This window comes from Sorangium sp. So ce176 (assembly GCF_051519835.1).
Taxonomy (GTDB): domain Bacteria; phylum Myxococcota_A; class Polyangia; order Polyangiales; family Polyangiaceae; genus Sorangium; species Sorangium cellulosum_G.
In genome coordinates, this window is sequence record NZ_CP150371.1 from 3,234,618 (window position 1) to 3,255,350 (window position 20,733).

At 73.6% G+C, this 20,733-nt stretch carries 15 protein-coding genes; 5 read left to right on the forward strand and 10 right to left on the reverse strand.

Going from position 1 to position 20,733, the window contains the following annotated elements; all coding sequences use genetic code 11:
- Positions 1 to 24: 24 nt before the first annotated feature.
- The gene (locus tag WMF42_RS12390) at positions 25 to 1,251 is read left to right on the forward strand and encodes a pyridoxal phosphate-dependent aminotransferase (protein ID WP_437692007.1); all 1,227 of its coding nucleotides are present in this window, start codon (positions 25 to 27) and stop codon (positions 1,249 to 1,251) included.
- Here WMF42_RS12390 and WMF42_RS12395 read toward each other — a convergent pair.
- The 6 genes from WMF42_RS12395 to WMF42_RS12420 form a co-directional block, all read right to left on the reverse strand.
- Positions 1,238 to 2,680, reverse strand: coding sequence for a L,D-transpeptidase (locus WMF42_RS12395; protein ID WP_437692009.1), 1,443 nt, complete (start codon positions 2,678 to 2,680; stop codon positions 1,238 to 1,240). The genes WMF42_RS12390 and WMF42_RS12395 overlap by 14 nt on opposite strands.
- 304 nt (positions 2,681 to 2,984) lie before the next feature.
- Positions 2,985 to 3,143 (reverse strand): hypothetical protein, encoded by a 159-nt coding sequence (locus WMF42_RS12400; protein WP_155798983.1) that lies wholly within the window; start codon positions 3,141 to 3,143, stop codon positions 2,985 to 2,987.
- Between the two features lie 45 nt (positions 3,144 to 3,188).
- Positions 3,189 to 3,815: an AgmX/PglI C-terminal domain-containing protein gene (locus tag WMF42_RS12405; protein WP_233562506.1), complete on the reverse strand. Its 627-nt coding sequence runs from the start codon at positions 3,813 to 3,815 to the stop codon at positions 3,189 to 3,191.
- A gap of 195 nt (positions 3,816 to 4,010) precedes the next feature.
- Positions 4,011 to 4,847 (reverse strand): metallophosphoesterase family protein, encoded by an 837-nt coding sequence (locus tag WMF42_RS12410; RefSeq protein ID WP_199694261.1) that lies wholly within the window; start codon positions 4,845 to 4,847, stop codon positions 4,011 to 4,013.
- Positions 4,848 to 5,138: 291 nt separating this feature from the next.
- Entirely contained in the window at positions 5,139 to 7,295 is a 2,157-nt protein-coding gene (locus WMF42_RS12415) for a DUF1565 domain-containing protein (protein WP_437692012.1), read from the reverse strand.
- An 84-nt stretch (positions 7,296 to 7,379) separates the two neighbouring features.
- Entirely contained in the window at positions 7,380 to 9,074 is a 1,695-nt protein-coding gene (locus WMF42_RS12420) for a hypothetical protein (RefSeq protein WP_437692014.1), read from the reverse strand.
- A 253-nt stretch (positions 9,075 to 9,327) separates the two neighbouring features.
- Here WMF42_RS12420 and WMF42_RS12425 point away from each other — a divergent pair, with 253 nt between their 5' ends.
- Positions 9,328 to 9,699 carry a hypothetical protein gene (locus WMF42_RS12425; RefSeq protein WP_233562507.1) on the forward strand — a complete coding sequence of 124 codons (372 nt, stop codon included), beginning with the start codon at positions 9,328 to 9,330 and terminating at the stop codon, positions 9,697 to 9,699.
- Between the two features lie 88 nt (positions 9,700 to 9,787).
- On the opposite strand, the gene WMF42_RS12430 is transcribed toward WMF42_RS12425, so the two are convergent.
- Positions 9,788 to 10,300 (reverse strand): hypothetical protein, encoded by a 513-nt coding sequence (locus tag WMF42_RS12430; protein WP_233562508.1) that lies wholly within the window; start codon positions 10,298 to 10,300, stop codon positions 9,788 to 9,790.
- Between the two features lie 155 nt (positions 10,301 to 10,455).
- On the reverse strand, positions 10,456 to 11,187 hold the full coding sequence (locus WMF42_RS12435) for a hypothetical protein (RefSeq protein ID WP_061612312.1): 732 nt from the start codon (positions 11,185 to 11,187) through the stop codon (positions 10,456 to 10,458).
- A 112-nt stretch (positions 11,188 to 11,299) separates the two neighbouring features.
- Between WMF42_RS12435 and WMF42_RS12440 the strand changes: the two genes are divergently transcribed.
- From WMF42_RS12440 to WMF42_RS12450, 3 genes are all read left to right on the forward strand, one after another.
- Positions 11,300 to 12,292: a 3-oxoacyl-ACP synthase III family protein gene (locus tag WMF42_RS12440; RefSeq protein WP_437692017.1), complete on the forward strand. Its 993-nt coding sequence runs from the start codon at positions 11,300 to 11,302 to the stop codon at positions 12,290 to 12,292.
- Positions 12,293 to 12,469: 177 nt separating this feature from the next.
- Positions 12,470 to 16,687 carry a TOMM system kinase/cyclase fusion protein gene (locus WMF42_RS12445; RefSeq protein ID WP_437692019.1) on the forward strand — a complete coding sequence of 1,406 codons (4,218 nt, stop codon included), beginning with the start codon at positions 12,470 to 12,472 and terminating at the stop codon, positions 16,685 to 16,687.
- Positions 16,688 to 16,775: 88 nt separating this feature from the next.
- Complete coding sequence (locus tag WMF42_RS12450) at positions 16,776 to 17,249, forward strand: BMA_0021/BMA_0022 family TOMM bacteriocin (protein ID WP_061606442.1); 474 nt, start codon at positions 16,776 to 16,778, stop codon at positions 17,247 to 17,249.
- Between the two features lies 1 nt (position 17,250).
- Here WMF42_RS12450 and WMF42_RS12455 read toward each other — a convergent pair whose 3' ends face one another.
- Together WMF42_RS12455 and WMF42_RS12460 are read right to left on the reverse strand one after the other, a co-directional pair.
- The gene (locus tag WMF42_RS12455; protein ID WP_437692021.1) at positions 17,251 to 18,411 is read right to left on the reverse strand and encodes an amidohydrolase family protein; all 1,161 of its coding nucleotides are present in this window, start codon (positions 18,409 to 18,411) and stop codon (positions 17,251 to 17,253) included.
- A gap of 38 nt (positions 18,412 to 18,449) precedes the next feature.
- A complete protein-coding gene (locus tag WMF42_RS12460) occupies positions 18,450 to 20,678 on the reverse strand; it encodes a TOMM precursor leader peptide-binding protein (protein WP_437692023.1) in 2,229 nt (742 codons plus the stop codon).
- Between the last annotated feature and the right edge of the window lie 55 nt (positions 20,679 to 20,733).

The following is a 20,733-nucleotide window of genomic DNA, read 5'->3' on the forward strand; positions in this document are numbered from 1 at the left end:
TCAGATCGACCTCCCACGGCAGAGATGGACGCGGGGCGCGCGAGCGCGCCGAGGCCGCTCCGGTTCGCGGCGCGCACCGGCTGGGATCTCTCGGAGAACCGGCTCGCGTCCGTGCTCGCCGAGGCCCGCCGTGCAGGGCGCGCGCTCGTCGACTTCACCGAGTCGAACCCGACGCGCTGCGGGATCGCCGAGACAGCTCCGCTCATCGCGCTCCTGGGCGAGCCGCGCGGCGCGAGGTACGCGCCGCTGCCGCTCGGCGATCCCGCCGCGCGCGCCGCGGTGTCGCGCTACTACAAGGAACGGGGCCTCGACGTGGAGCCGGCCAGCGTCGTGCTGACCGCCAGCACGAGCGAGGCGTACGGCTGGCTGCTCAAGCTGCTCGCCGAGCGCGGTGACGACGTGCTCGTTCCCGTGCCGTCCTACCCTTTGCTCGAGTACCTCGCCTGCCTCGAGGACGTCGCCCTCACGCCGTACCCGCTCGTCAGGGAAGAAGGGTGGCGCATCGACCTCGGCGCGCTGGAGCGCGCCGCCGGCGAACGGACGCGCGCGGTGGTGCTCGTCCACCCGAACAACCCCACCGGCACGTTCGTGCGCCGCGACGACGCCGCGGCGCTCGAGGCGATCTCCAGCGAGCGCGGCCTCGCGCTGATCGTCGACGAGGTCTTCGGCGACTACGCGCACGGAGAGCCCGCCCCGGACCGCCTGCCGAGCTTCGCAGGCCGGCGGCAGGCGCTGACGTTCGTCCTGAGCGGGCTCTCCAAGGTGATGGCGCTGCCGCAGCTCAAGCTCGGCTGGATCGCTGTCTCGGGGCCGCCGGAGCTCGCCGCGGCGGCGGTGGAGCGGATCGAGATGATCGCCGACACGTACCTCTCGGTCGGCACGCCGGTGCAGCTCGCCCTGCCGGAGATCCTCGCCGCGCGCGCGCCCGTGCAGCGCGCGATCCTGTCGCGCGTGCAGGCGAACCTCGCGGCGCTCGACGCCGCGATCGCAGCGCGCGCAGGGGGCGCGGTCCGGCGGCTCCCGATCGACGGCGGCTGGTACGCGACGCTGGAGGTCCCGCGCGTCCACGACGAGGACGGCTGGGTCGAGCTCCTCGTGCGCGACGAGGGGATCATCGTCCACCCCGGCTACTTCTTCGACATGCCGCGCGACGGCTTCCTCGTGGCCAGCCTGCTGATCGAGCCGGCCGCGTTCGCGGAAGCCGCGCTGCGGCTCGTGGACCGGATCGCGCGCGCGATCAGCGGTGGATGAGGACCACCGTGGAGCGGCCGGCGTCGCGGGAGGCCCGCAGGCCGTGCCAGCCGTCGGGCACCGGCGGGTCGGTCCAGGCGAACATCTGCTTCGCGTCGATCGGGGAGAGGTTCACGCAGCCGCCGCTCTTCAGCTCGCCCCAGGCGTCGTGCCAGTACGCGCCGTGCAGCGCGTGGGGGCCGTGGAAGTTCTGCACGAACTGCACCTCGGAGTGGACGATGTTGTCGTTCGAGCTCGACACCATCATCGCCGTCACGAACTTCCCGTCGATGCGGAAGCGCCCCGTCGGCGTCGCCGCGGTCTCGATGGCGGGGATGCCCTTCCTCGGGACGCCGCCGCGCCCAGGCGAGATCAGCGTCGCGAAGACCGGGGTGAGCTCCTCGTAGGCGACGAACCAGCCGCCGAGCACGCTCACATCGATCCACTTGCGCGGCGCCGCGGAAGGATCGTTCTCGCCATCGAGCGGCGAGCGCTTCGCCGCCTCGATCACCACGGCGTCGTCCTCGAGCACGTAGATGCCGGGCTCCTGCGTCTCGAGGTACCGCTCGCCGTCCTCGACCTCGGCGCGACCGGTGAGCCCGACCGAGGCGAGACGCGCGAAGGACGCGCCGGTCGGCTCGAAGCGGTCGCCGGCGCCCCGCTGGTACTTCGGTCGATCGGCCTTGCGGAAGAACGCGAGCGGGAGCGAGCGCCCGTCCTTCAGCCATACTCCCTGGAAGCTCGAGCGCGGGTAGGGCTTCAGCCGATCCTTCGGCATGTATGCCTGATCCGAGGTCACCACCCAGGTCCGATCCTGCGCGTCGAACACCTGGGTGAACGCCACCGTCGAGCCGTTCACGATCCGGTCGCGCCCCTCGCGCACGAGGTCGCCGAACGGAAAGAGCGCGGGGGGCGCGACGCCCGCCGGCTTCAGATCGACCCCCACGAGGGCCTCGTCGATCTCCCGGATGGCGTCATCGCTCGAGCCCTCGGCCGCGCGCACCTTCGCGATGTTCGCGAGGTGCTCCGCGAGGTCCCACTCGGCGCGCCGCTGCTCCTTCGCGCTCGGGAGGGCGCGGTACCGTGGGGCGCCGGTCGACTCGGCGTAGCTGTACGGCCACGGGGAGTCGGTCCGCGGTGCGTGCGGCCGCAGCGCGGCCACGACCGGATCGTTCGGATCGATCGTCGCGGCGGCGCCCGCGCAGACGTAGCCCCGCGGCTCGACGGCGTACCACGCGTCGCACCCCTCGCCGGGCGTCCGCGCGGCCTCGACGCTGCCGCCGCGCAGCGCGACGGAGCCGCCGAGCCCGAGGTAGCCGCTCCAGCCCCGCGTCGGGTACGGTCCGGGGTTGATCCAGGCAAACCGCGCCTTCGAGTAGATGCGCGCGCCCTCCTGCGCGACAGCAGACGGCGCCGCCGCGGCCTCCGAGGGGGCCTTGTCGACGTGCACGGCGGGCTCGACCCCCTCGGCGCGGGCAGCGTCCGCTTCGGATGGGGCGCGTGGCGCCTCTGCTTCCGAAGGCGCGCGCGGAGCGCTCGACTCGGCGGGCTGCTGGGGGGCCTCGAGCGGCTGCGGTGAGCCCGCGGCGGGGCTCTCTTCGGAGCAAGCGGCGGCGCTCGCCGATGCGATCGCGCACGCCAGGGTCGCGAGGAGCAAGGAGGACGGTGAGCTACCCATGCAAGCAGGGAAGACTACTTGCCGGGACCCACGGCGGACAAGCGAACGACGCCGGAGCGGACGCCCGGCTCGCGCCTTACAGCCTGCCGAGCACGGCCACCACGAGCAGGATGACCCCGACGAGCGCTGCGGTGATCATCAGGAACCTCGTCAGCCGCGGCCTCAGCCACCTCCACAGGACGAGGCGAGCCACCTTCCACAAGAGCACCAGGATCTGCCGGAGTACCTTGCCCACGTCGAGAGCGTAGCGCAGTCCCGCGACGCGCGCCCCCGGCGCGCGTCAGTCGATGTCCACGCTCACCTTCGAGGCGTAGCTGCCAGGGGAGGGGAAGGTGACCTCGCGAAGCGCGCCGGCGACACACTCGGCGGCCTCCTCGCCGCGTTCGTCGGCGCTGGAGACGCCCACGCTGAGCGGCTTGCCGTCGGTGTCGATGTAGAGCGTGGCCTTGAGCTGGCTCGCGCCCGCCTGGCTGCGGCAGGACTCGAGCGCCGGCCGCGCCTTCTTGTATGGCGTCCCGAGCTGGTCGGGCGTCCACGGCACGGGCGGGCGCTCGTCGCTGCTCGGCTCGAAGGTGAAGCTGTTCTCCGCGAGGCCCTCCCCGCCGACCGGCCTCGGCCACCGCGTCGCCTTCAGGACCTTGAGCATGCACGCCTCGGTCTCACGGTCGCCCAGCGTCGAGTCCTTCACGAACGCCCAGCGCGCGGCGCCGTCCTCGGTCACGCGGACCTTGAAGCGGATCTCGCCGCCGAGATAGGGGATGCGCTGGACGCCCTTCTCGTAGCAGCGCGAGAGCCGAGGCGAGACGCGCTGGAACGCCGCCTGCACCTTCTCCTCGTTCATCCCGCCGATCTCGGACCGCGAGTTCATCGACGGGCGCGACTCGGTGACAGGCTCGGCGTCCAGCATCTCCGGCGTCGCGGGGGCGGGCTCGGCGCCGCCACAGCCGAGAACGGACGCGAGCGACGAAACAGCAAGGAGGGTGGGGGATCCCCTGAGAAGGCGAGTGAATTTCATGATCCGACGGCGACTCTATACGAGCCTCGTCTCCGGCGAAAAGAGGGCGCTGCGGGGCGCGCGCCTGTCCAGTGCCTGTGAGAGATTCTACGCCATCGCCATCGCCGACGCGCCGCTCCAGACGCTGGTCCGCTCTGAAAGCAGGCGCCCGTGGCGCGCTCGGTAGAGGCGCAGCGGGGAGGGGCCGTCCACGAGCGCCTGAGCGCAGAAGATGCGAGGGGGCGCGCCGGAGCGCACGGGCACGTCACTTTCACGGTGTGTATGGCCGTGGATCACGTGGAGGTGATCGTGCTCGCGGAGGAGCGCCATGAGCTCCGCGCCGTTGATGAGCCCATCCAGCCATTGCATCGCGCCGATGGGATGGCGGAGCGGCGGGTGGTGCTGGGCGAGCACGAGCGCGCTGCCCGAGCGCCGCGTCTCGGCGGCCAGCGAGGCGACCTGCGAGAGCTCGTGCGCCGCGATCGCGCCCGCCGAGCGGGTCACCGGCTGCGTCATGGCCGTCGACACCGCGGCGACGACGGCCCCCGGGAGGGCGACGGTCGTCCCTGGCCCGCTCGTCGCCGCGAAGGGACGGAGACAGCCGAGCAGGGCGCGCCCCCAGGCGTCGTCTCCCGTATATGCGTCGTGATTGCCGGGCACCAGCGTGACGCGCGACGGGTCCCAGCCGCTCTCCGCCAGCGCCGCGGCGAGCACCTCGAACTGCGCGGCAGTCCCGTCTTCCGTGAGATCGCCGGTGAGCACCAGGTGGTCGGCCCCGCTCCGCCGCGCCTCGACAAGCGCGGTCAGCGCGCGACGGCGGCGTTGCGCGGCGTCGATCGGGCGGCCGAAGCTCAGGTAGCGAAGCCGCCACCGCTCGGCGCCCCGGCGCCGATCGTGATCCGCCTCGAGGAGATGAAAGTCCGTGAGGTGCGCGATCGTTGTCATCCACATCATCGTGACATGCGAGCCACGTCGTTCCCGCGACATCGACGCAAGCTCTCGGCGACGCGATCCGCCCCTCCGAGAGGCGCCTCGAGCCGCGACGTCTCCCCGAAGATCGCGGCCGGACACCCGTCCTCCCTGCGCGGCGAGGAGACGCGCCATGACGCCCCGAGGCCACGCGCGCGACGCGCTCGTGACAGGGCAACTGGCGCCCTCCCGACTGCGCCCTGCGCGGCCCTCCGGGACTGACGTCCATCACGTGACGCGCCGGGCCTCTCCGGTGGCGTGGGCTCGCTACGGCGCGGGCGAAGCGCTCCCGGGGACGGGGAGATCGCCCGCGTCGACGTGGTCGCTCTCCTCGTTGTCTTCGAAGGTGTTGTCCTGAGCCACCGTCGGCGCGCGCGCGCCCTGCACGACCAGGCCGAACCGGTTGCCGGTGGAGCGGGAGCTCGCGAGCGCGCCGTCGCTGTCGTCGAAGAGCAGCCCGGCGCGCGCGCAGCCCTCCACCTGCACCGAGCTCACCTGCGCCGTCGAGCGCAGGACCAGGAGGCCGTCCCCCATGTCCGGCACCGACTCCAGCTGACCCTCGTCCAGGGTGGAGAGCGTTCCGCCCTCGACGCCCCGGACGAGCGTCTCCTCCACCCGGGCCGGCGAGGACAGCAGCAGAACGCCCGACGCGCGGCTCTCCAGCACCGCCGATCGCTGGATGACGATGCCCGCCGCCCCGCCGCTCAGCAGGCCGACGCCGCCCGTGCCGTCGCGCTCCTCCGGCCGCGTGCGCTCGATGAGGCTTCCCTCGAGCTCGAGATCGGCGCCGTGGGAGGCCGCCACGCCGGCGACGTGGGCCCCCAGGACATAGGTCGACGCCAGCGTGGCGCGCGCGCCCTGCACGAGCACGCCGGCGGCGCGATCCCGATGGATCGGGCTCGCGCGCGTGCCCTCGACCACCACGCCCGAGGCCGAGAGCTCCCCGCCCGAGACGAGCACGCCGACGTCGCCGGCGCCGCGCACGAGGCTCGAGGACAGCGAGAGCGCTCCGCCCCGCTGCTCGACAGCGATCCCGAGGCGGTCGTGCTCCGCGGCCGCGCCCTGGAAGAGGCTGCTGGACGCGTCGACCTTCGTGCCCGCGTCGGTGATGAGGAGCTGCGCGTCGCACGCGCCCGACAGCACGCTGGCGGCGAGCGACGCGAGGGCGCCCTGCTCCACGACAACGGCGCCGGACCCCGGGACCCCCGCGGCGGGGGCCGCGATGAGGCTGCGCGAGGCCACGAGCGACGCGCCGGCGCCCGTCACCAGCAGGCCGGTGCGGTGATCGACCAGGGCGCTCGCCTCGAGCGTGAGCAGACCCGCCTCGAGGAGCACGCCGACACCGTCGCTCGTCCCCGCCTGCGGGGCCGCGGCCTCCAGCAGGTTGCCGTCCGCGACCACCTCCTGCGCCTCGGAGCCGATCCGCAGGTTGACCGTGCCGCCGATCAGCGCGTTGTCGGCGAGCTGCGCCCGCGCCCCCGAGAGGACGAGCACGTTCGTCCAGGGGTCGCCGTCGACCCCGCCCGTCCGCGCGACCAGGCTGCGGGACATGTCGAGGCTCGCGCCCGGCTGCGCGACAACGACGCCGCTGCCGCTCGCGCCCGTGACGCGCACGTCGCGCACCGCCACCGTCGCCGCCTGGACGAGCAGCCCGATCGAGGGGCTGACAACGCTCACGCCGCGGACGCCGGCGCCCGTGACGTCGTGGAACCAGACCGCGCTGACGTTGCCGCTCGCGTCGCTCTGCTCGCCCCGGAGGGAGACCCTGGAGGCGCACCGCCCGACGATCTCGATCGGCTCCGTGACCTCGACCGGCTCATCATAGTCGCCCTCGGCCAGGATGATGCGCCCGCCCGCCTCCACCGCCGCCAGCGCGTCGGCGATCGTCGCGAACGGCCGCTCCCGCGACCCGGCGCCGTCCCCACCGCCGTACCCGGGATCGACATGGATATCGCCGGGCACCTCGATGACTTGGCCCCACGGCCCCTCGCCGCAGCCGTCCGGCCCGTCGATGGAAACACACCCCTCCTGCGGGAGCGCGAACGTCCCTTCCGGGCACCGGGCCATCGTCGGATGACAGCCCCCGTCCTCCACGAACTCCGCCGCACAGCCGGGGATCCCGACCTCGATGCAGCCCTGATTGTGCTGCGGGATTGTCCCGGGCGAGCAGCGCTCGGGCGCGGGACGACAGAGGCCGTCGTCCGCGATGAAGTCGCTGACACAGCCCTGAATTCCCACCGTGATACAGGCGCTCGGGCCGACGAGCTCCCCCGGCAGACACGTGAGCTCGCCCTCGTCCGGAAGCTCGCTGTACGGCGGGAGCTCGGTGCTCTCGCAGCCGGGGAGCGAGGCGGCGAACAGGCAGGCTGGGAGAGAAGAGGAGAGACGCCGGAGCGTCGAGAGTCCAAGCTTCGCGCGCGACACCTGGAGAACGTAGCAGATCGCTCCTCGCGCATGCCGGCAACGCGCGCTTTTCCTCGTCGTTCATCGCCGCTCGAGGCCGGACATTCAGAGGCGTGACCCGGACAGCCGCACGTCGGCGCGCGCCCAGGCGCGCTCGAAGCGCGCGTGTGCGGCGTCTGCCTCCTCTTCCCTGCCCTGTGCGCGCAGGCTCTGCTCGAGCCCGCAGAGCGACCAGCCGTTGTCCGGGTTCCGCCGCAGGTCCTCCCGGTAGACCGCCTCGGCGTCGCGCGGGCGACCGGCCTTGAGGAGCGCCGCGCCGAGCGTGTGCCGGACCGGCTCGGGCCAGTCCGGCGGCTCGAAATAGCGCAGTGTGTCCTCGACGCGCGCGGCCGCCTCCAGCATGCCGATGGCGGCGCCTGTCTCGCCGCGCTCCGACGCGATCTGGCTCTCCAGCACGAGCGCGGCGATCTCGAGCAGGTCCTTCGCGCTGTTCATGCCGATCGTCACGTCGCCGGCGCCCTCGGACGACATCGCCCGGAGCGCCGCCGCCTCGCGCGCGGCGTCGTCGGGGCGCCCCCTGGACGCGAGCGCCCGGCCGCGCGCGTAGCGCCAGATCCCCGTCGTGTAACGCTGCTCGGGCGGCGGCGCCGGCTCCGCGAGGATCTCGTCCCACCGGCCGAACCGGACGAGCGCGAACAGCGGCGCGGGCCGGAACATCTCGAGCGTCGGCATGTGCTGCACATGCTGGTCGGGCACCTCGGCGACGAGCTCGCGGGCGGCGCGCAGCGCGACGGCGCCGCGCCCCTCCATGCCCGCGGAGACCGAGAGGAAGTGGAGGTTGTGAGGGAAGTACATCATCGGATAGACGCCCTCCGGGCGCCGCGCGCGGATGTACCGGCGATCGACCGCGGCGGCGCGCTCGTTCGCGTCGGAGGCGTCCGCGTAGCGACCGACGCGAAAGAAGATGTGCGACGGCATGTGCACGAGGTGCCCGGCGCCCGGGGCGAGGCCGGCGAGCCGCTCGGCGCTCGGCAGCGCCCGCTCCGGCGCGGGCGACGCCTCGAGCGCGTGGATGAGATAGTGATTCGCGCCCGTGTGCTCGGGATCGCGCTGGAGCACGCGCTCGAGCGTGAGGACGATCTCCTCGGTCCCGGGCTGCGGCCGGCCGTCGAGCGTCCAGAGATCCCACGGGCGCAGGTCCATGAGCGCCTCGGCGAAGAGGACGCTGGCGTCGAGGTCGTCGGGGTAGCGGCGGGCGAGCTCGCGCATCGCGCCCGCATACGCGCGATCGAGGGCGCCGCGGTCGCCGCCCGGCGCGGCGGCGTGGCGCGTCGCCAGCGCCTCGATGTACGCGCGCTCGCGCTCGCTCACGGACGCGGCGAGCGCGCGCGCCTCCTCGATGGCCTCGAAGGCGGCCCGCTCCCGCGCGGGAGCGGCCGGCAGGTTGATGTTGGGGCCGAGCGTGAGCGCGACGCCCCAGCGGGCCATCGCGAGGCCGGGATCGAGGCGCGCGGCCTCCTGAAACGCCCTCTTCGCCTCGTCGTGGTTGAACGCGTAGACGAGCCTCAGCCCCTGATCGAAGTAGCGTTGCGCGATCTGCGATGAGGTCGTCACGGGGTGACGCAGAGAGCCGATGTCCCCGAACAGGGGGAGGGCCTCGGCGTCGGGCGCCCCCGGGGTCTCAAGGCCGGGAGGCGGCTCCGCTCCGGGCGAGGAGGGGCGCGGCTCCGCGCCGCACGCGGCGAGGGCGGCGCAGGCCCAGAGAAGGGGCAGGGTCATGAGCGCGGGTCGAGCTGTCATGGGCACCTCGCTGGAGCTCGGAACCGCGAGCTCCGACGGTCCAACATCCCCTCGCGGGGTCGCTTTGCCTCGGGCACCAGCCTCCGGCGTGAGCGCGGAGGTCGAGCCGAGCGAGGGCCATGCACGCGCGGTTCCCGCCGAGCGGGAAGACAGCGCACAGAAGGCGCGGGGTGCGCCCAGGCTGCTCGTAGCGCAGGCGCCGCCGGCGCGTTGCTCGATGGACGGACGGCGTGATTTGCGGCAACCTCGAAGCATGACGACGTGCAGGGATGAAGCTCGCCGCTGGGTTCACCGCTACGCGATCGGCGGGGCCGCGTTCGCCGCGCTTCCGCTCCCGATCTCCACCTCCGCCGGGCTCGTCGCGATCGAGACCCACATGATGTCGATGGTCGGCCAGATCTACGGCGAGACCGTGGGATCCGTGGCGACGACCGCCGCCGGCGGGAGCTTCGCGATCCTCGGGAAGGGACTCAAATTCCTCGCCACGCGGGCGGTCGGCTTCGTCCCCGTGATCGGGCCGGCCATCAAGATGACGATCGCCGGGCTCACCATCGAGGCGATCGGCCACGGCATCGTGGGGCACTTCGAGCGGAAGTACCCGGGCAAGACCTTCCAGAAGCCGTGAGCCTCCAGCGCGCGGACGAGGCGCGCTGGCGCGTCGTCGCGGCGCGCGCCGCCAGGCCGACGGCGCGCGCTCTCGAGGGGCGTCGGCGCTAGCAGCCGCTGCAGGCGACGGGGCAGGTCCCGTTCACCGGATCCTGACAGCTCACGCTCGGCGCGTCCGCGCTGGTGCCGTAGTCGCAGCAGATCGTGCTGCCGATGCAGCACGCCCCCTCGCCGCAGCAGATGCCCTCTTCGCAGCCGAACCCCTCGGAGCACGGGTCCTTGCACTCGCCCTGGATGCAGGTCCGGTCCGGAGCGCAGGTCGTGCCGCACTCGCCGCAGTTGTGCGGATCGTTGGCCAGGTTCACGCAGGTCGGGCCACAGCACGAGAGCCCGGCCTCGCACGTGCACGCCACGCCGCCAGCGCCCCCCTCGCCGCTGGAGCTGGTGGTCGTGACGACGCTGGTGGTCGTCCCGGGCTCCCCGCCCGCGCCCCCGCCGGCAGCGCTCGTCGTGGTGACGTAGGTCGGCAGAAGGTCCACGGTGCCCGGATCCGCTTCACACCCAGCGACGGCGAACCATGCAGCCAGCGACACCAACGCGATCACCCGATGACAGGGCATGAGCACCTCCAAACCAAGCATGACACTACCACGGAGGGTCACGGCCACACGAGGGGCATGGAGCGCGACGCGTCGCGTGCAGCGGGCGTCATCGCAGAGCCCGCTGCGCGCAGCGCGACGGCCCGCGCCAGCAGGGGCGCGCGGCGCATGCCACATCAGGGTGTGATGAGCTTGCAGTCGGACAAGACCCCCGTGTACCAGTCATCCGCCCTGTCGAGCCATGCGCCCTCGCTGGACCAGCGGATGCCCGGCCTCTTCATCTTGCCTTCGACGGTGTAGGTGCACTTCACCGCGAACCGCGCGGACGGCAGCTTGCCAGTGAGGGCGGGCTCGCTCCAGAGGCCGGCGCCGAGGAACTGCACGCGATCGGTCGTGGTGTAAGGGCGGAGCAGCTTCTTGTCGTCCGCATCGCCCTTCGACCAGCCCTTGGTCGGCGACTCGAACGCGCAGTGGCGCCCGCTGATCTCCTCGGAGGACCAGCAGGCGAGATCCTTGATGTCCGAGGACACGAGGGTGACCTCGACCTGGGCCTTGTCCCCGGGCTTCCACTTGGGCCCGGCGGTACCCGGCGCGGGCTCGCGCCCGAAATAGGCGAACGCCGCGGCCAGGCCGCCAATGATGATCAGGAACAGGATCATGCTCTTGCCGAGCGACCCGCCCTGCGGCTGCGCGGCCGCGCGGGGCCGCGCGCCGGCCTTCTTGCCCGCCGGGCGCCTGGCGGCTCCGGCCTGCTTCGCCGGCCGCGAAGCCTTGGCGGGCGCCGCTGCGTCCTCACGGGAAGCGGCCCGGCTCCCGCCGTCCTCCTCCGTCGGGGTGTCCTGCGCGCCAGCCTCGTCGGCCGGCGCGTCGTCGTCGAGGCGGTCCTTGTCTTCGGAGCTCGTAGCCATCGCGGCGCTTTATGTACCGGAGCGCGCCCCCGACTCAAGCATTCCGTGGACCGAACGGCGGCAGGCGATCGCCCGTCTCAACGCGCAGCCCTTGTTGTAGGCTGCGCTCCCAATGACGTCCGATGCCAGAAATCCCCGCGCGTGCCTCCTCGGGACAGGCCGCGCCCTGCCCGCCGCCCAGGAGAATGCAGCGCCGAGCGACGCGCCGCCGGCGGACGGCGCCCCGAGCGAGGCGAGCGCGGGCCGCGGGCGGCGCCGCGCCGCGGCCGGCGAGACGACGAGCGACCTGGCGGCGAGGGCGGCGAGGGCGGCCCTCGACGCGGCCGGCCTCGGGCCGCGCGACCTCGGGATGATCATCCTCGCCACATCGAGCGGCGACGCGCCGATGCCCGCGACGGCCGTGTACGTGCAGCAGAAGCTCGGCGCGGAGCTCATCCCGTCGTTCGACCTCTCCGCCTCGCTGACGGGCTTCCTCTACGGGCTCTCGGTGGCGAACCAGTTCGTCACGGCGGGGACCCTGCGGCACGTCCTCGTGATCGGCGCGGACCTGCTCTCGCGCCGCGTGGATCCGCGCGACCGCGCCGCGGCCGCGCTCTTCGGCGACGGCGCCGGCGCAGTCGTTGTCGGGCCGGCGGCCGGCGACGGGCGCGGGATCCTGAGCGTCAGCCTCCGCGCCGACGGGAAGAAGGCCGACGTGCTCCAGGTGCCCGGCGGCGGCTCGGCGGAGCCGCTCACCCAGGAGCGGCTCGCCGACAGGCGGCACGCGCTGCGCGTGAACCACGCCGAGCTGCGGCGCGCCGTCGAGGAGCGCCTCGGCGTGCAGGCGCTCGCGGCGATCGAGGCCGCGGGGCTCACGCCGGCGGATCTCGACTGGGTGATCCCGCACCACGCCGACGCCCACCTCGCCGGGCTCCTCGCCGAGCGCCTCGGGTGCCCGACGCAGCGCGTGTTCGGCGCGCTCGACGCGGCCGGCGCCAGCGCCGGGTCGGTCGCCATGGCGCTCGACGAGGGGCTCCGCGACGGCCGCATCCAGCCCGGGCACCGCGTGCTGCTGTGCGCGCTCGGCGGCGGCCTCACGTGGGGCGGCGCGGTCGTCCGCGTGTAAGCCGGCGACGCGTCGCCAGCTCATCACGAGCGCGCGGCGACATTACAAAGCGACGATGAGCCGTGCGCTTCGCCGCGGGCGCGTCGGGTCGGCCCTGGAGCCCGGATCGAGCTCCTCGGCGAGGCGACCGGCCGCCCGGAGGCGCCGCGGGTCGCGCCGCCGACGCTGGGGGGCACGATGAGCGCCGAGGCCGTCGCTCCAGAGAGCGTGCTCCAGGGTCGCTACGAGATCCTCTCCCTGCTGTGCAAGGAAGACCTCGCCGCGATCTACGAGGGACGGCAGCTCGCCACCGGGCAGCCGGTCGCCATCAAGGTCCTGCGCCTGGGCCGGGACGGCGGCTCTGCGGGCGCGGCGCGGCGGCGCGGCGCGCGGTTCCGGCGGGAGATGCGCTTCTGCGCGCAGCTCCACCACCCCAACATCGTGCCGCTCATCGACTCGGGGCAGACGGACGCGGGGCAGCTCTACGCCGTCTTCGAGCTCGTGGCAGGGCAGCGCCTGGCCGAGCTGCTGGCGGCCGAGGGCGCGCTGGAGCCGCGCGAGGCGCGGCACCTCATGCTGCAGGTCCTCGACGCGCTGAGCTGCGCGCACGGCCGGGGCGTGGTGCACGGGGATCTGCGGCCGGGCGCCGTCATGATCGTCCCCACGGGGGCGCAGCGGAGCGCGCTGGTGCTCGACTTCGGCATCGGCGCGGCCGCCGCGGGCGCGCGGGAGGGCGGGGACGAGCCGCCCGCCGGGGTCGAGGCGCTCTACGCGGCGCCAGAGCAGCGCCGCGGGTTCCCGCCGACGGCGCGATCGGATCTGTATGCCTGGGGGCTCGTGTTCCTCGAGTGCCTCACCGGCAGGCCCGCGGCGACGGGCGCTGCGGCGCCGGTCGGGGCGCTGCGGCCGGCGCACCCCCCGCCGGTACGGATCCCGCCGGCGCTCCTCGGGCACCCGCTCGGGGGGCTCCTGCGGCGGACGATCCTCGAAGACCTCGGGGCGCGCTCGGTGACGGCCGAGAGCCTGCTGCGCGAGCTCGAGGCCTGCAGCGCCGACGAGCTGCGCCGCGAGGACCTGATCCGGCCCGCCGCGCCGCTCCGCCCGGACGACGCAGGAGCAGCGACGGAGCCCGCTCGGAGCGAGATCGAGGCGACAGCGGAGGTGCCGTGGTCGTCGTGGGCCGCGGCGCCGCGGGTGCCCGGATCGTCGCTCGCTGGCGCGACGGGCGAGGACGCGGCGTGGCCCGGGACGCTCGTGCCGCCGGCGGAGCTCGACGCGACGGCGGCGCGCCCGAAGGAGGCCGAGCGGCGGCCGCTCACGGCTGTGTGCTGCGTCGTGAGCGCCACGGGGCCGGGGATCGCGGCGATGGATGTCGAGGAGGTCGACGAGCTCTTCGGCGAGATGCAGGAGCTCTGCGCCGATGTCGCGCGCCGGCACCGCGGGCGCCTCGCGGGCGCGCTCGGCGACCAGGTGCTGCTGCACTTCGGCCTGCCGGTGGCCCAGGAGGACGACGCCCGGCGCGCCGCGCGCGCGGCGCTGGAGATCGCGGCGAGGATGCGCGTGCGGAGCGCCCGCCTGGACGCGGGGCGCGGGGTGGCGCTCGACGTCCGCGCGGGCATCCACACAGGCGTCGTGGTCGCGCGCGAGGGGCCGCAGCGCATCCAGCACCTCGGGACGACGCTGCAGACAGCGGCGCGGCTCGGCGCGCTCGCGGCCCCGGGCGCCGTCGTGGCCAGCGGCGATACGCACCAGCTCCTCCGCGGCGCCTTCGCGCTCGAGGAGACCGAGCTGCGGGTGAGCCTCGGGAGCGCGCGCCCGGTCCCTGTCTACCGGGTGCGCGAGGAGCTCCCCCGCGAGGCGCCGGAGCGGCCCGGCCCTGGCGAAGCGGCGGCGCCGATGTTCGGCAGGGAGCAGGAGCTCGACCTCCTGATCCAGCGCTGGGGGCAGATCCGCAAGGGCGCGGGGCAGAGCGTGCTCGTGACGGGCGGGCCGGGGATCGGCAAGTCGCGGCTCGCGCTGGAGCTCTTCCGCAGGCTGAGCCCGGAGCCGCGCGACTGGCTGGAGTGTCGCTGCGTGAACGACCGCCGGCACAGCGCGCTCCACCCGATCGTCGATCTGCTCGAGCGGCACCTGGAGCCGGACGTCGGCGACACCTCGCGGAGCAGGCTGGATCGGCTCGAGGGGCTCCTCTCGAGGTATCCGTTCGATCTGGCGGACGCGGTGCCGGTGCTCGCGGCGCTGTTATCCATCCCGCTCGGGGAGCGCTACGCCCCGCTCACGGACCCGCCTCCGCGACAGAAGGAGCGGACATTTGCGACGTTGCTGTCCCTGCTGTTCGAGAAGGCGGAGAAGCGTCCCGTGCTGCTCGTGGTGGAGGATCTGCACTGGGCCGATCCCGCGACGATCGAGTGGCTTGGCGCGCTCGTCTCGGAGATCTCGTCGGCCCGGGTGCTGGCGCTGATGACGGCGCGGCCGGAGTTCGTGCCGCCCTGGCCGACGTCGGGGACGCTCCAGATCCAGCTCGGCCGCCTGGAGCGCGCGCACGTGGAGGCGATGGCCGCGGGGATCGGGGGCGGGAGGGCGCTGCCCGGCGCGGTGGTGGAGCAGATCGTGCGCCGGGCCGACGGCGTGCCGCTCTTCGTCGAGGAGCTGACGCGGATGGTGCTGGAGTCGGGGGCGCTGCGGGGGGAGGGCGATCGCTACGTCGCGGCAGAGGCGCTGTCGGAGATCGCCATTCCCACGACGTTGCGAGGGCTGCTCATGGCCCGCCTCGACCGGCTGGGGCGGGCCAAGGAGACAGCGCAGGTCGCGGCGGTGCTCGGCCGGGAGTTCAGCGAGGAGGTGCTCGGCGCGGTGAGCCCGCTCGGGGAGGAGGCGGTGAGGGAGGATGTCGAGAAGCTGATCGCGGCGGATCTGCTTCACACAAGGCACAGGGCGCGGAGCGTGGCGTACATGTTCAGGCACGCGCTGCTCCGGGACGCGGCGTACGAGTCGCTGCCGCGGCGCACGCGGAAGCAGGCGCACGCGCGGAGCGCGAGGGCGATCGAGGAGCGCTTTCCGGAGATCGCCGAGGCGCGTCCGGAGCTCCTGGCGTGGCACCACGCGTCCGCGGGGCAGATGCGGCAGGCGATCGCGTATGCGGAGCGCGCGGCCGAGCGCGCGCTCCAGCGGCCGGCCGGGCGCGCCGACGAGACGGAGGCCGTCACGCATGTCCACAGCGCGCTGGGCTGGCTGTCGGCGCTCCCGGACGACAGGGAGCGGGCCATGACCGAGCTGCGGCTCAACAACCTGCTCATCCTGGCGCTGCTGGACCGACGAGGATACATGGCCCCGGAGCTCGTCGCGGCAGTGAGGCGCTGCGAGGAGCTGAACGAGTCGCTGGGAGAGAGCCCGCTGACGACGGCGACGCTGGGGGCGATGTTCGTTTACCACCACGTGCGCAGCCCCCGCCGCGAGGCGCGGGCCGTGGCGGAGCGGCTCGTCGTGACGGCAGAGCGATCCGGGGATACAGGTCAGCTCGTCTGGTCGCTGCCTTTGCTTGGACAATGCCTGTGGATCGAGGGAAAGCTCCCGGAAGCTCGTGCGCACCTCGAGCGCGTCCTCGCGCTGTATAACCCCGAGGCGCACGGCGGACAGGTGTTCGTCTACGGATTGGATGCAAGGGTCTACGCCGAGATCACGCTCTCGGTCGTGCTCTGCCTGATGGGCTACCCGAGAGAGGCGCTCGCGTGCGGGGAGGCTGCTGCGGCGTGGGCTCATCGACTGCAGCACTTCACCAGCGTCGGGATGGCGCAGCTCTACAGGCTCATGGTTTACCACGGTTGCCGGATGCGCGCGGATCTCGCCGAGGAAAGCCGTGAGCTCGCGGCGCTCGTGGACCGGGAGAGGCTCTGGTTCAAGGACTATTGCTGGACTTTTTGCTGCTGGGCGGAGAGAGATATGGAGCGGCTGACGGAGCACGTGGACGCGCTCCGCAGCACCGGCCTCCTTCTGGGCATGACGTACTACCCGTCCCTAGAGGCGGAGCTGATGGCCGAGCGCGCGGAGCACGGTGCGGCCATCGAACGGCTCGATGACTGTTTGCGTACCGCCGAGCGGATGGGGGAGGTGTACTACGTTCCTGAGCTCTACCGCCTCAAGGCCGCCTCCGTGCTGGCCTGCGACCGGCGCGCGCCAGAAGGCGAGGCGTGCCTGCGCCAGGCGATCGTGCACGCCCGCGCGCAGGGGGCACGGCTGCCCGAGCTCCGCTCGGCGCTCGCGCTCTGCCGCACGCTGCTGGAGCAACGCAGGGACGACGAGGCGCTCGTGCTGCTGAGCGAGCTCGATCGCTGGCCAGCCGAGTACGCCGGGATGCCCGAGCTCGCGGAGGCCCGGGGGCTGCTTCGAGCGCACGCCGGTGATCCCCGCCGCGCGTGATGCGGCGAGACCGAGCCTTACGGCGCCGCGACCGCAGCTCCATGGAGTACGGGTGGGCGCCATGGCGACGCCCGAGAAGAGAGGCGTCATGTTCAAGGACGAATTTGCGGCGCGCGAGCTCCATGCGCCGGAATGTGAAGGTACCTACGAAGAGCCTCGTCGCACCTCCCTCCTCGACCCCGGGGAGCGCGCGCCTGCGCGCGAGGGGGCATCGCTGGCGGACAGGCTGCAAGCGTTCGAGTCTGCCTGCCTGCGCGCTATCGCTCTGGCGTGGGAAGACCGGGCGAAGCTCGAACTGCTGAGGAGCGATCCAAGGCGGTTCTTCAGGGCGTTCTGTGACTATGAGCTTCCGCAGAACCTCGATCTGAACATCCGCGAGTCGCCGCAAGCGCCCCCGGCGGAGGGCGGCGGCGCCTGGGGCTGGGACAGCCGGCACGGAAGATGGAACCTGCCAAAGGCTGAGATCACGCTCTACCTTCCACCACCGCCGGATCTGGCCGAGCGGGCTGTCGCGCTGGCCGAGCTCGGTGATCCTGACAAGCTGCCGCCAATCTGCTGCTGACTCAGCCGTCGATCCCGTAAAATCGAGCAGGGTTGTCCCAGAGCAGCTTGCGAACGACCTCGCCCGGCAGCCTGCCGCGGAGCGCGAGCGCCTGCCCCACCATGCCGGCGTCGTGGTCCAGGTGCGGGTAGTCGGTGCCGAAGAGCAGGTTGTCCTCTCCGATGCGCGGGACGACCTCGGCCAGGTACGGCTCGTCGGGCTCGAGACCGACGAAGCACTGACGGCGGAAGTACGCGGACGGCGCTCGCCGTACGTGCGGCTCGACCTCGCCGGCCAGGTGGCGGTACTCGACCTCGTCGAGGCGCCAGAGCCAGTAGGGCAGCCAGCCGCAGCCGGCCTCCAGAAAGGCGACCCGCAGGCCCGGGTGGCGCTCGAGCACGCCGCCCTCGATCAAGGCGAGCAGCGCCATCATCTGCTCCATCGGGTGCGAGCACGCGTGCAGGGCGAAGCGGGTGTGGAAGCGATCCGCGCCGGCCGCCGGCAGGTAGGCGTGCGTGCCCTCGTGTACCGCCACAGCGATGGAGCGCCGCTCGCACTCCGACCAGAAGGGCTCGTAGGCGGGATCGCCCAGCGTCCGGCCGCCGACCGGGTTGGGCCGGATCACGACAGCCCCGAAGCCGAGCGCCGCCGCCCGCGCGAGCTCGATCACCATCGCGCCTGGATCATGAAGGCTCATCAGGCCGACGCCCCGGAGCCGGGCGGGATCGTGAGCGCAGAAGTCCCGCAACCACCCATTGTAAGCCCGCGCGAACGCCGTCCCGAGCGGAGGATCCAGCGGGGACAGGCCCACCAGGTAGAGCCCGACCGTGGGATACAGAAAGGCCACGTCGATGCCCTCCCGGTCCATGTCCTCGATCTGCGCCTCGGGCCGCTCGATCGGGCTGCCCTGGCGGTGCCGCCGGCTGGCCGCCTGGGCGAGCTCGCGAGAGGCCCGCGCGCTCAGCCGGCGAAAGAGAGGGCGCCCGTCCACCACCGGCTGCGGCGGGAGCGGCAGCCATCCGCCCGGGCCTGCACACGCCACGCGATCCGCCAGATCGCCCTCGCCGACGTACGCGTAGCGCGGCGCGTGAGCGCGATGCTCGGGATCCATGTAGGTGCGCCAGAGATCGAGCGGCTCGATCACATGGCGATCCGCGTCGAGAATGCGGTGCCCGTCGCGCATGCGCGCTCCTTTCTCTCTCGTCTCCTCGTGCCCCGCCGTCACAGGACGAGGGGCACCGGGTTGAGATCCTCCTCCCGCGTCGGCCGGGGCAGCCAGCCCAGGCGGACCGGGACGTCGTACAGGCGCCCTGGGCCGAAGCGAGGCCAGATGTGCCGCAGCCCGGGGACAACCACCTTCACCGCCGAGAGCCCTGTGTCAGGGCGCGTCTGGTCGAGCACCACCGTCTCCAGCCCGGCGCAGGCGGCGCGCTCGACGCACGCGCGGACATCGTCGCGGAGATCGTCGCTCGGCGCGCTCTCGTAATCGACGCGCCGCCGCGGCGAGGCCCCCTCGGCCGGCTGCACGTACGACACGTCGCCGGAGACGACCTCCTGCCACGCGGCGCGCGCGCGATCGCGCGGATCGAAGAGCTGGTTCAGCTCCGTCAGCGCCCGCTGCACCCCGAGCCGGGCCTCGAGGTGGCAGCCGAAGCCCAGCGTGAGCCGGCCCGTGTCCGCCGCCCGCGCCACAGCGATGAACGCCGGGATGCGCAGGTCGGTCGTGGCGTCCAGCACCCAGAGGCGCCGGCCGAGCGAGCGATAGTGCGCCGCCAGCGCCTCGAAATAGGGCTCCTCGAAGCTGCGCAGATCGACCGCGGGCCGCGCCGCGCGGTTGTACCACCAGAGCGCGACCGCATCCCGCTCCACGAGCTCCAGGAAGCCTTGCAGGATCGCCTCCTCGAGGCAGTTGCCCGCCGCGTAGCCGCTCGGGCTCAGCGAGGCGAACCGCTCTTCCGGGGGCACCGGGACGTGGAGATAACAGGAGGCGGCCGGCAGGAAGCGCCGCTCGTCGCGCGTCAGCGACCACGCCGGCGCCCAGTCGATCGCCGCGTCCTCGTCGAAGGGGAGCGGGACGGCCCGGCGCGGGTCCTCCGCGGCGGCGCTCGCGGCCCGCCGGCCGCGGTACTGCGCCTCGCTGAAGTTCTGCAGATCGTGCGGATGGATCGCGGCGGCCCCGAGCTCGGCGCGCCGCGCGCGGATCAGCGGCTCGTCGCCCTGGAAGACGGCGCTGTGACGCTCGACCGCCTCGCCCAGCGCGGCGGCGCGCGCCTGCGCGGGCGTCCTGCCCTTGCCGCCGCTCGCGCGGTGGAAGTCGTCGAACGAGGGCGAGCCCGCCGCGGGACAGACGCGGTACGTGGCCCCGTACACCGGCCGGAGCGGGTGATCGCGCCCTTCCACGGGCCCGAGGCTGGCGACGATGCCGCTGATCGGGCTGACCAGGTGCAGGGCGCGCGCCAGGGTCTCTTCAGGAGAGGCGATCCGGTGCCCGCCGTCGTCCGTGAACCGCTTCGGACGCCGCTCGAGCCGCACAGGCGCGGCCGCGCGCGCCCGCGCGCCCTCCGGATCGCCGCAGGCGGGGCACTGGGGGCGCCGCGCCACGACGTGCTCCGCGGTCCGCGCGGCGGCGAGGTCGAGCGAGATCAGCCGGTCGTCGAGAAGGCCGGCCCCGCCGGCGGCGATCCACCGGGCCACGAGGACGGCCGTCAGGTCGAGCGCCGCGGCGCGGCCGGCGGGCAGGCCCACGAGGGGCGGTAGCAGCGGCCCGGCGAGGCCGAGGCGCCGCTCCAGGTAGGCCTCGACAGGGCGGTTGTGCCGCAGGCGGTGCGCCAGGCACGCCCAGCAAGGCCCCGCGCCGGGCCGGAACACGGGCCCGATCCAGGGCTCCACCCCGCCGGGCTTGACAGGCACCCAGCGCACCGCCTCGCGGAGCGCGCGCCGGTTCCACGCGTCGAGCTCGGCGGCCAGGTAGTCGCCGGTCAGCACGACGACCAGCGCGGGCTCGTCCCCCACCGCGACGCCCGCCGCCGAGAGCGCGCCGCAGAGCGCGTCGCGGAGCGGGCCGGCGAGCGCGCCGGGCGCGCGCGGATCGTCTCCCCCGACCGCGATCACCGAGACAGGCGCCGCGGCCAGCCGCTCGGCCGCGCGCCCGGCGCGCTCGCCGAGCGCCTGCCAGAACCCCGCGCGCTCCGGCGCGGGCGCGGGCTCGTCGAGGTAGCCGCGTTCCTCCAGCCGGCCCAGCGCATAGCGGACCTCGGCGGCGGACGCCGCGCCGGAGAGCGCCGCGACGAGCTCGGCCTCGGTCCGGCGCCCGTCGAGCAGCGGCCCGAGGAGGCGGTAGACCCGACCGCGGAGCATGAACCGCTCCCGCTCGCCGACGAGGAAGACGGTCTCGTCGTCGGCGGGCTCGACGCGCAGGTGGTGCTTTATCGCGAGGCACCTGTCCCCCATGAACGACCCCCCTGCGCGGGAGCTCTAGCACGCGGACCCCAGGCCCGCGCCGCGG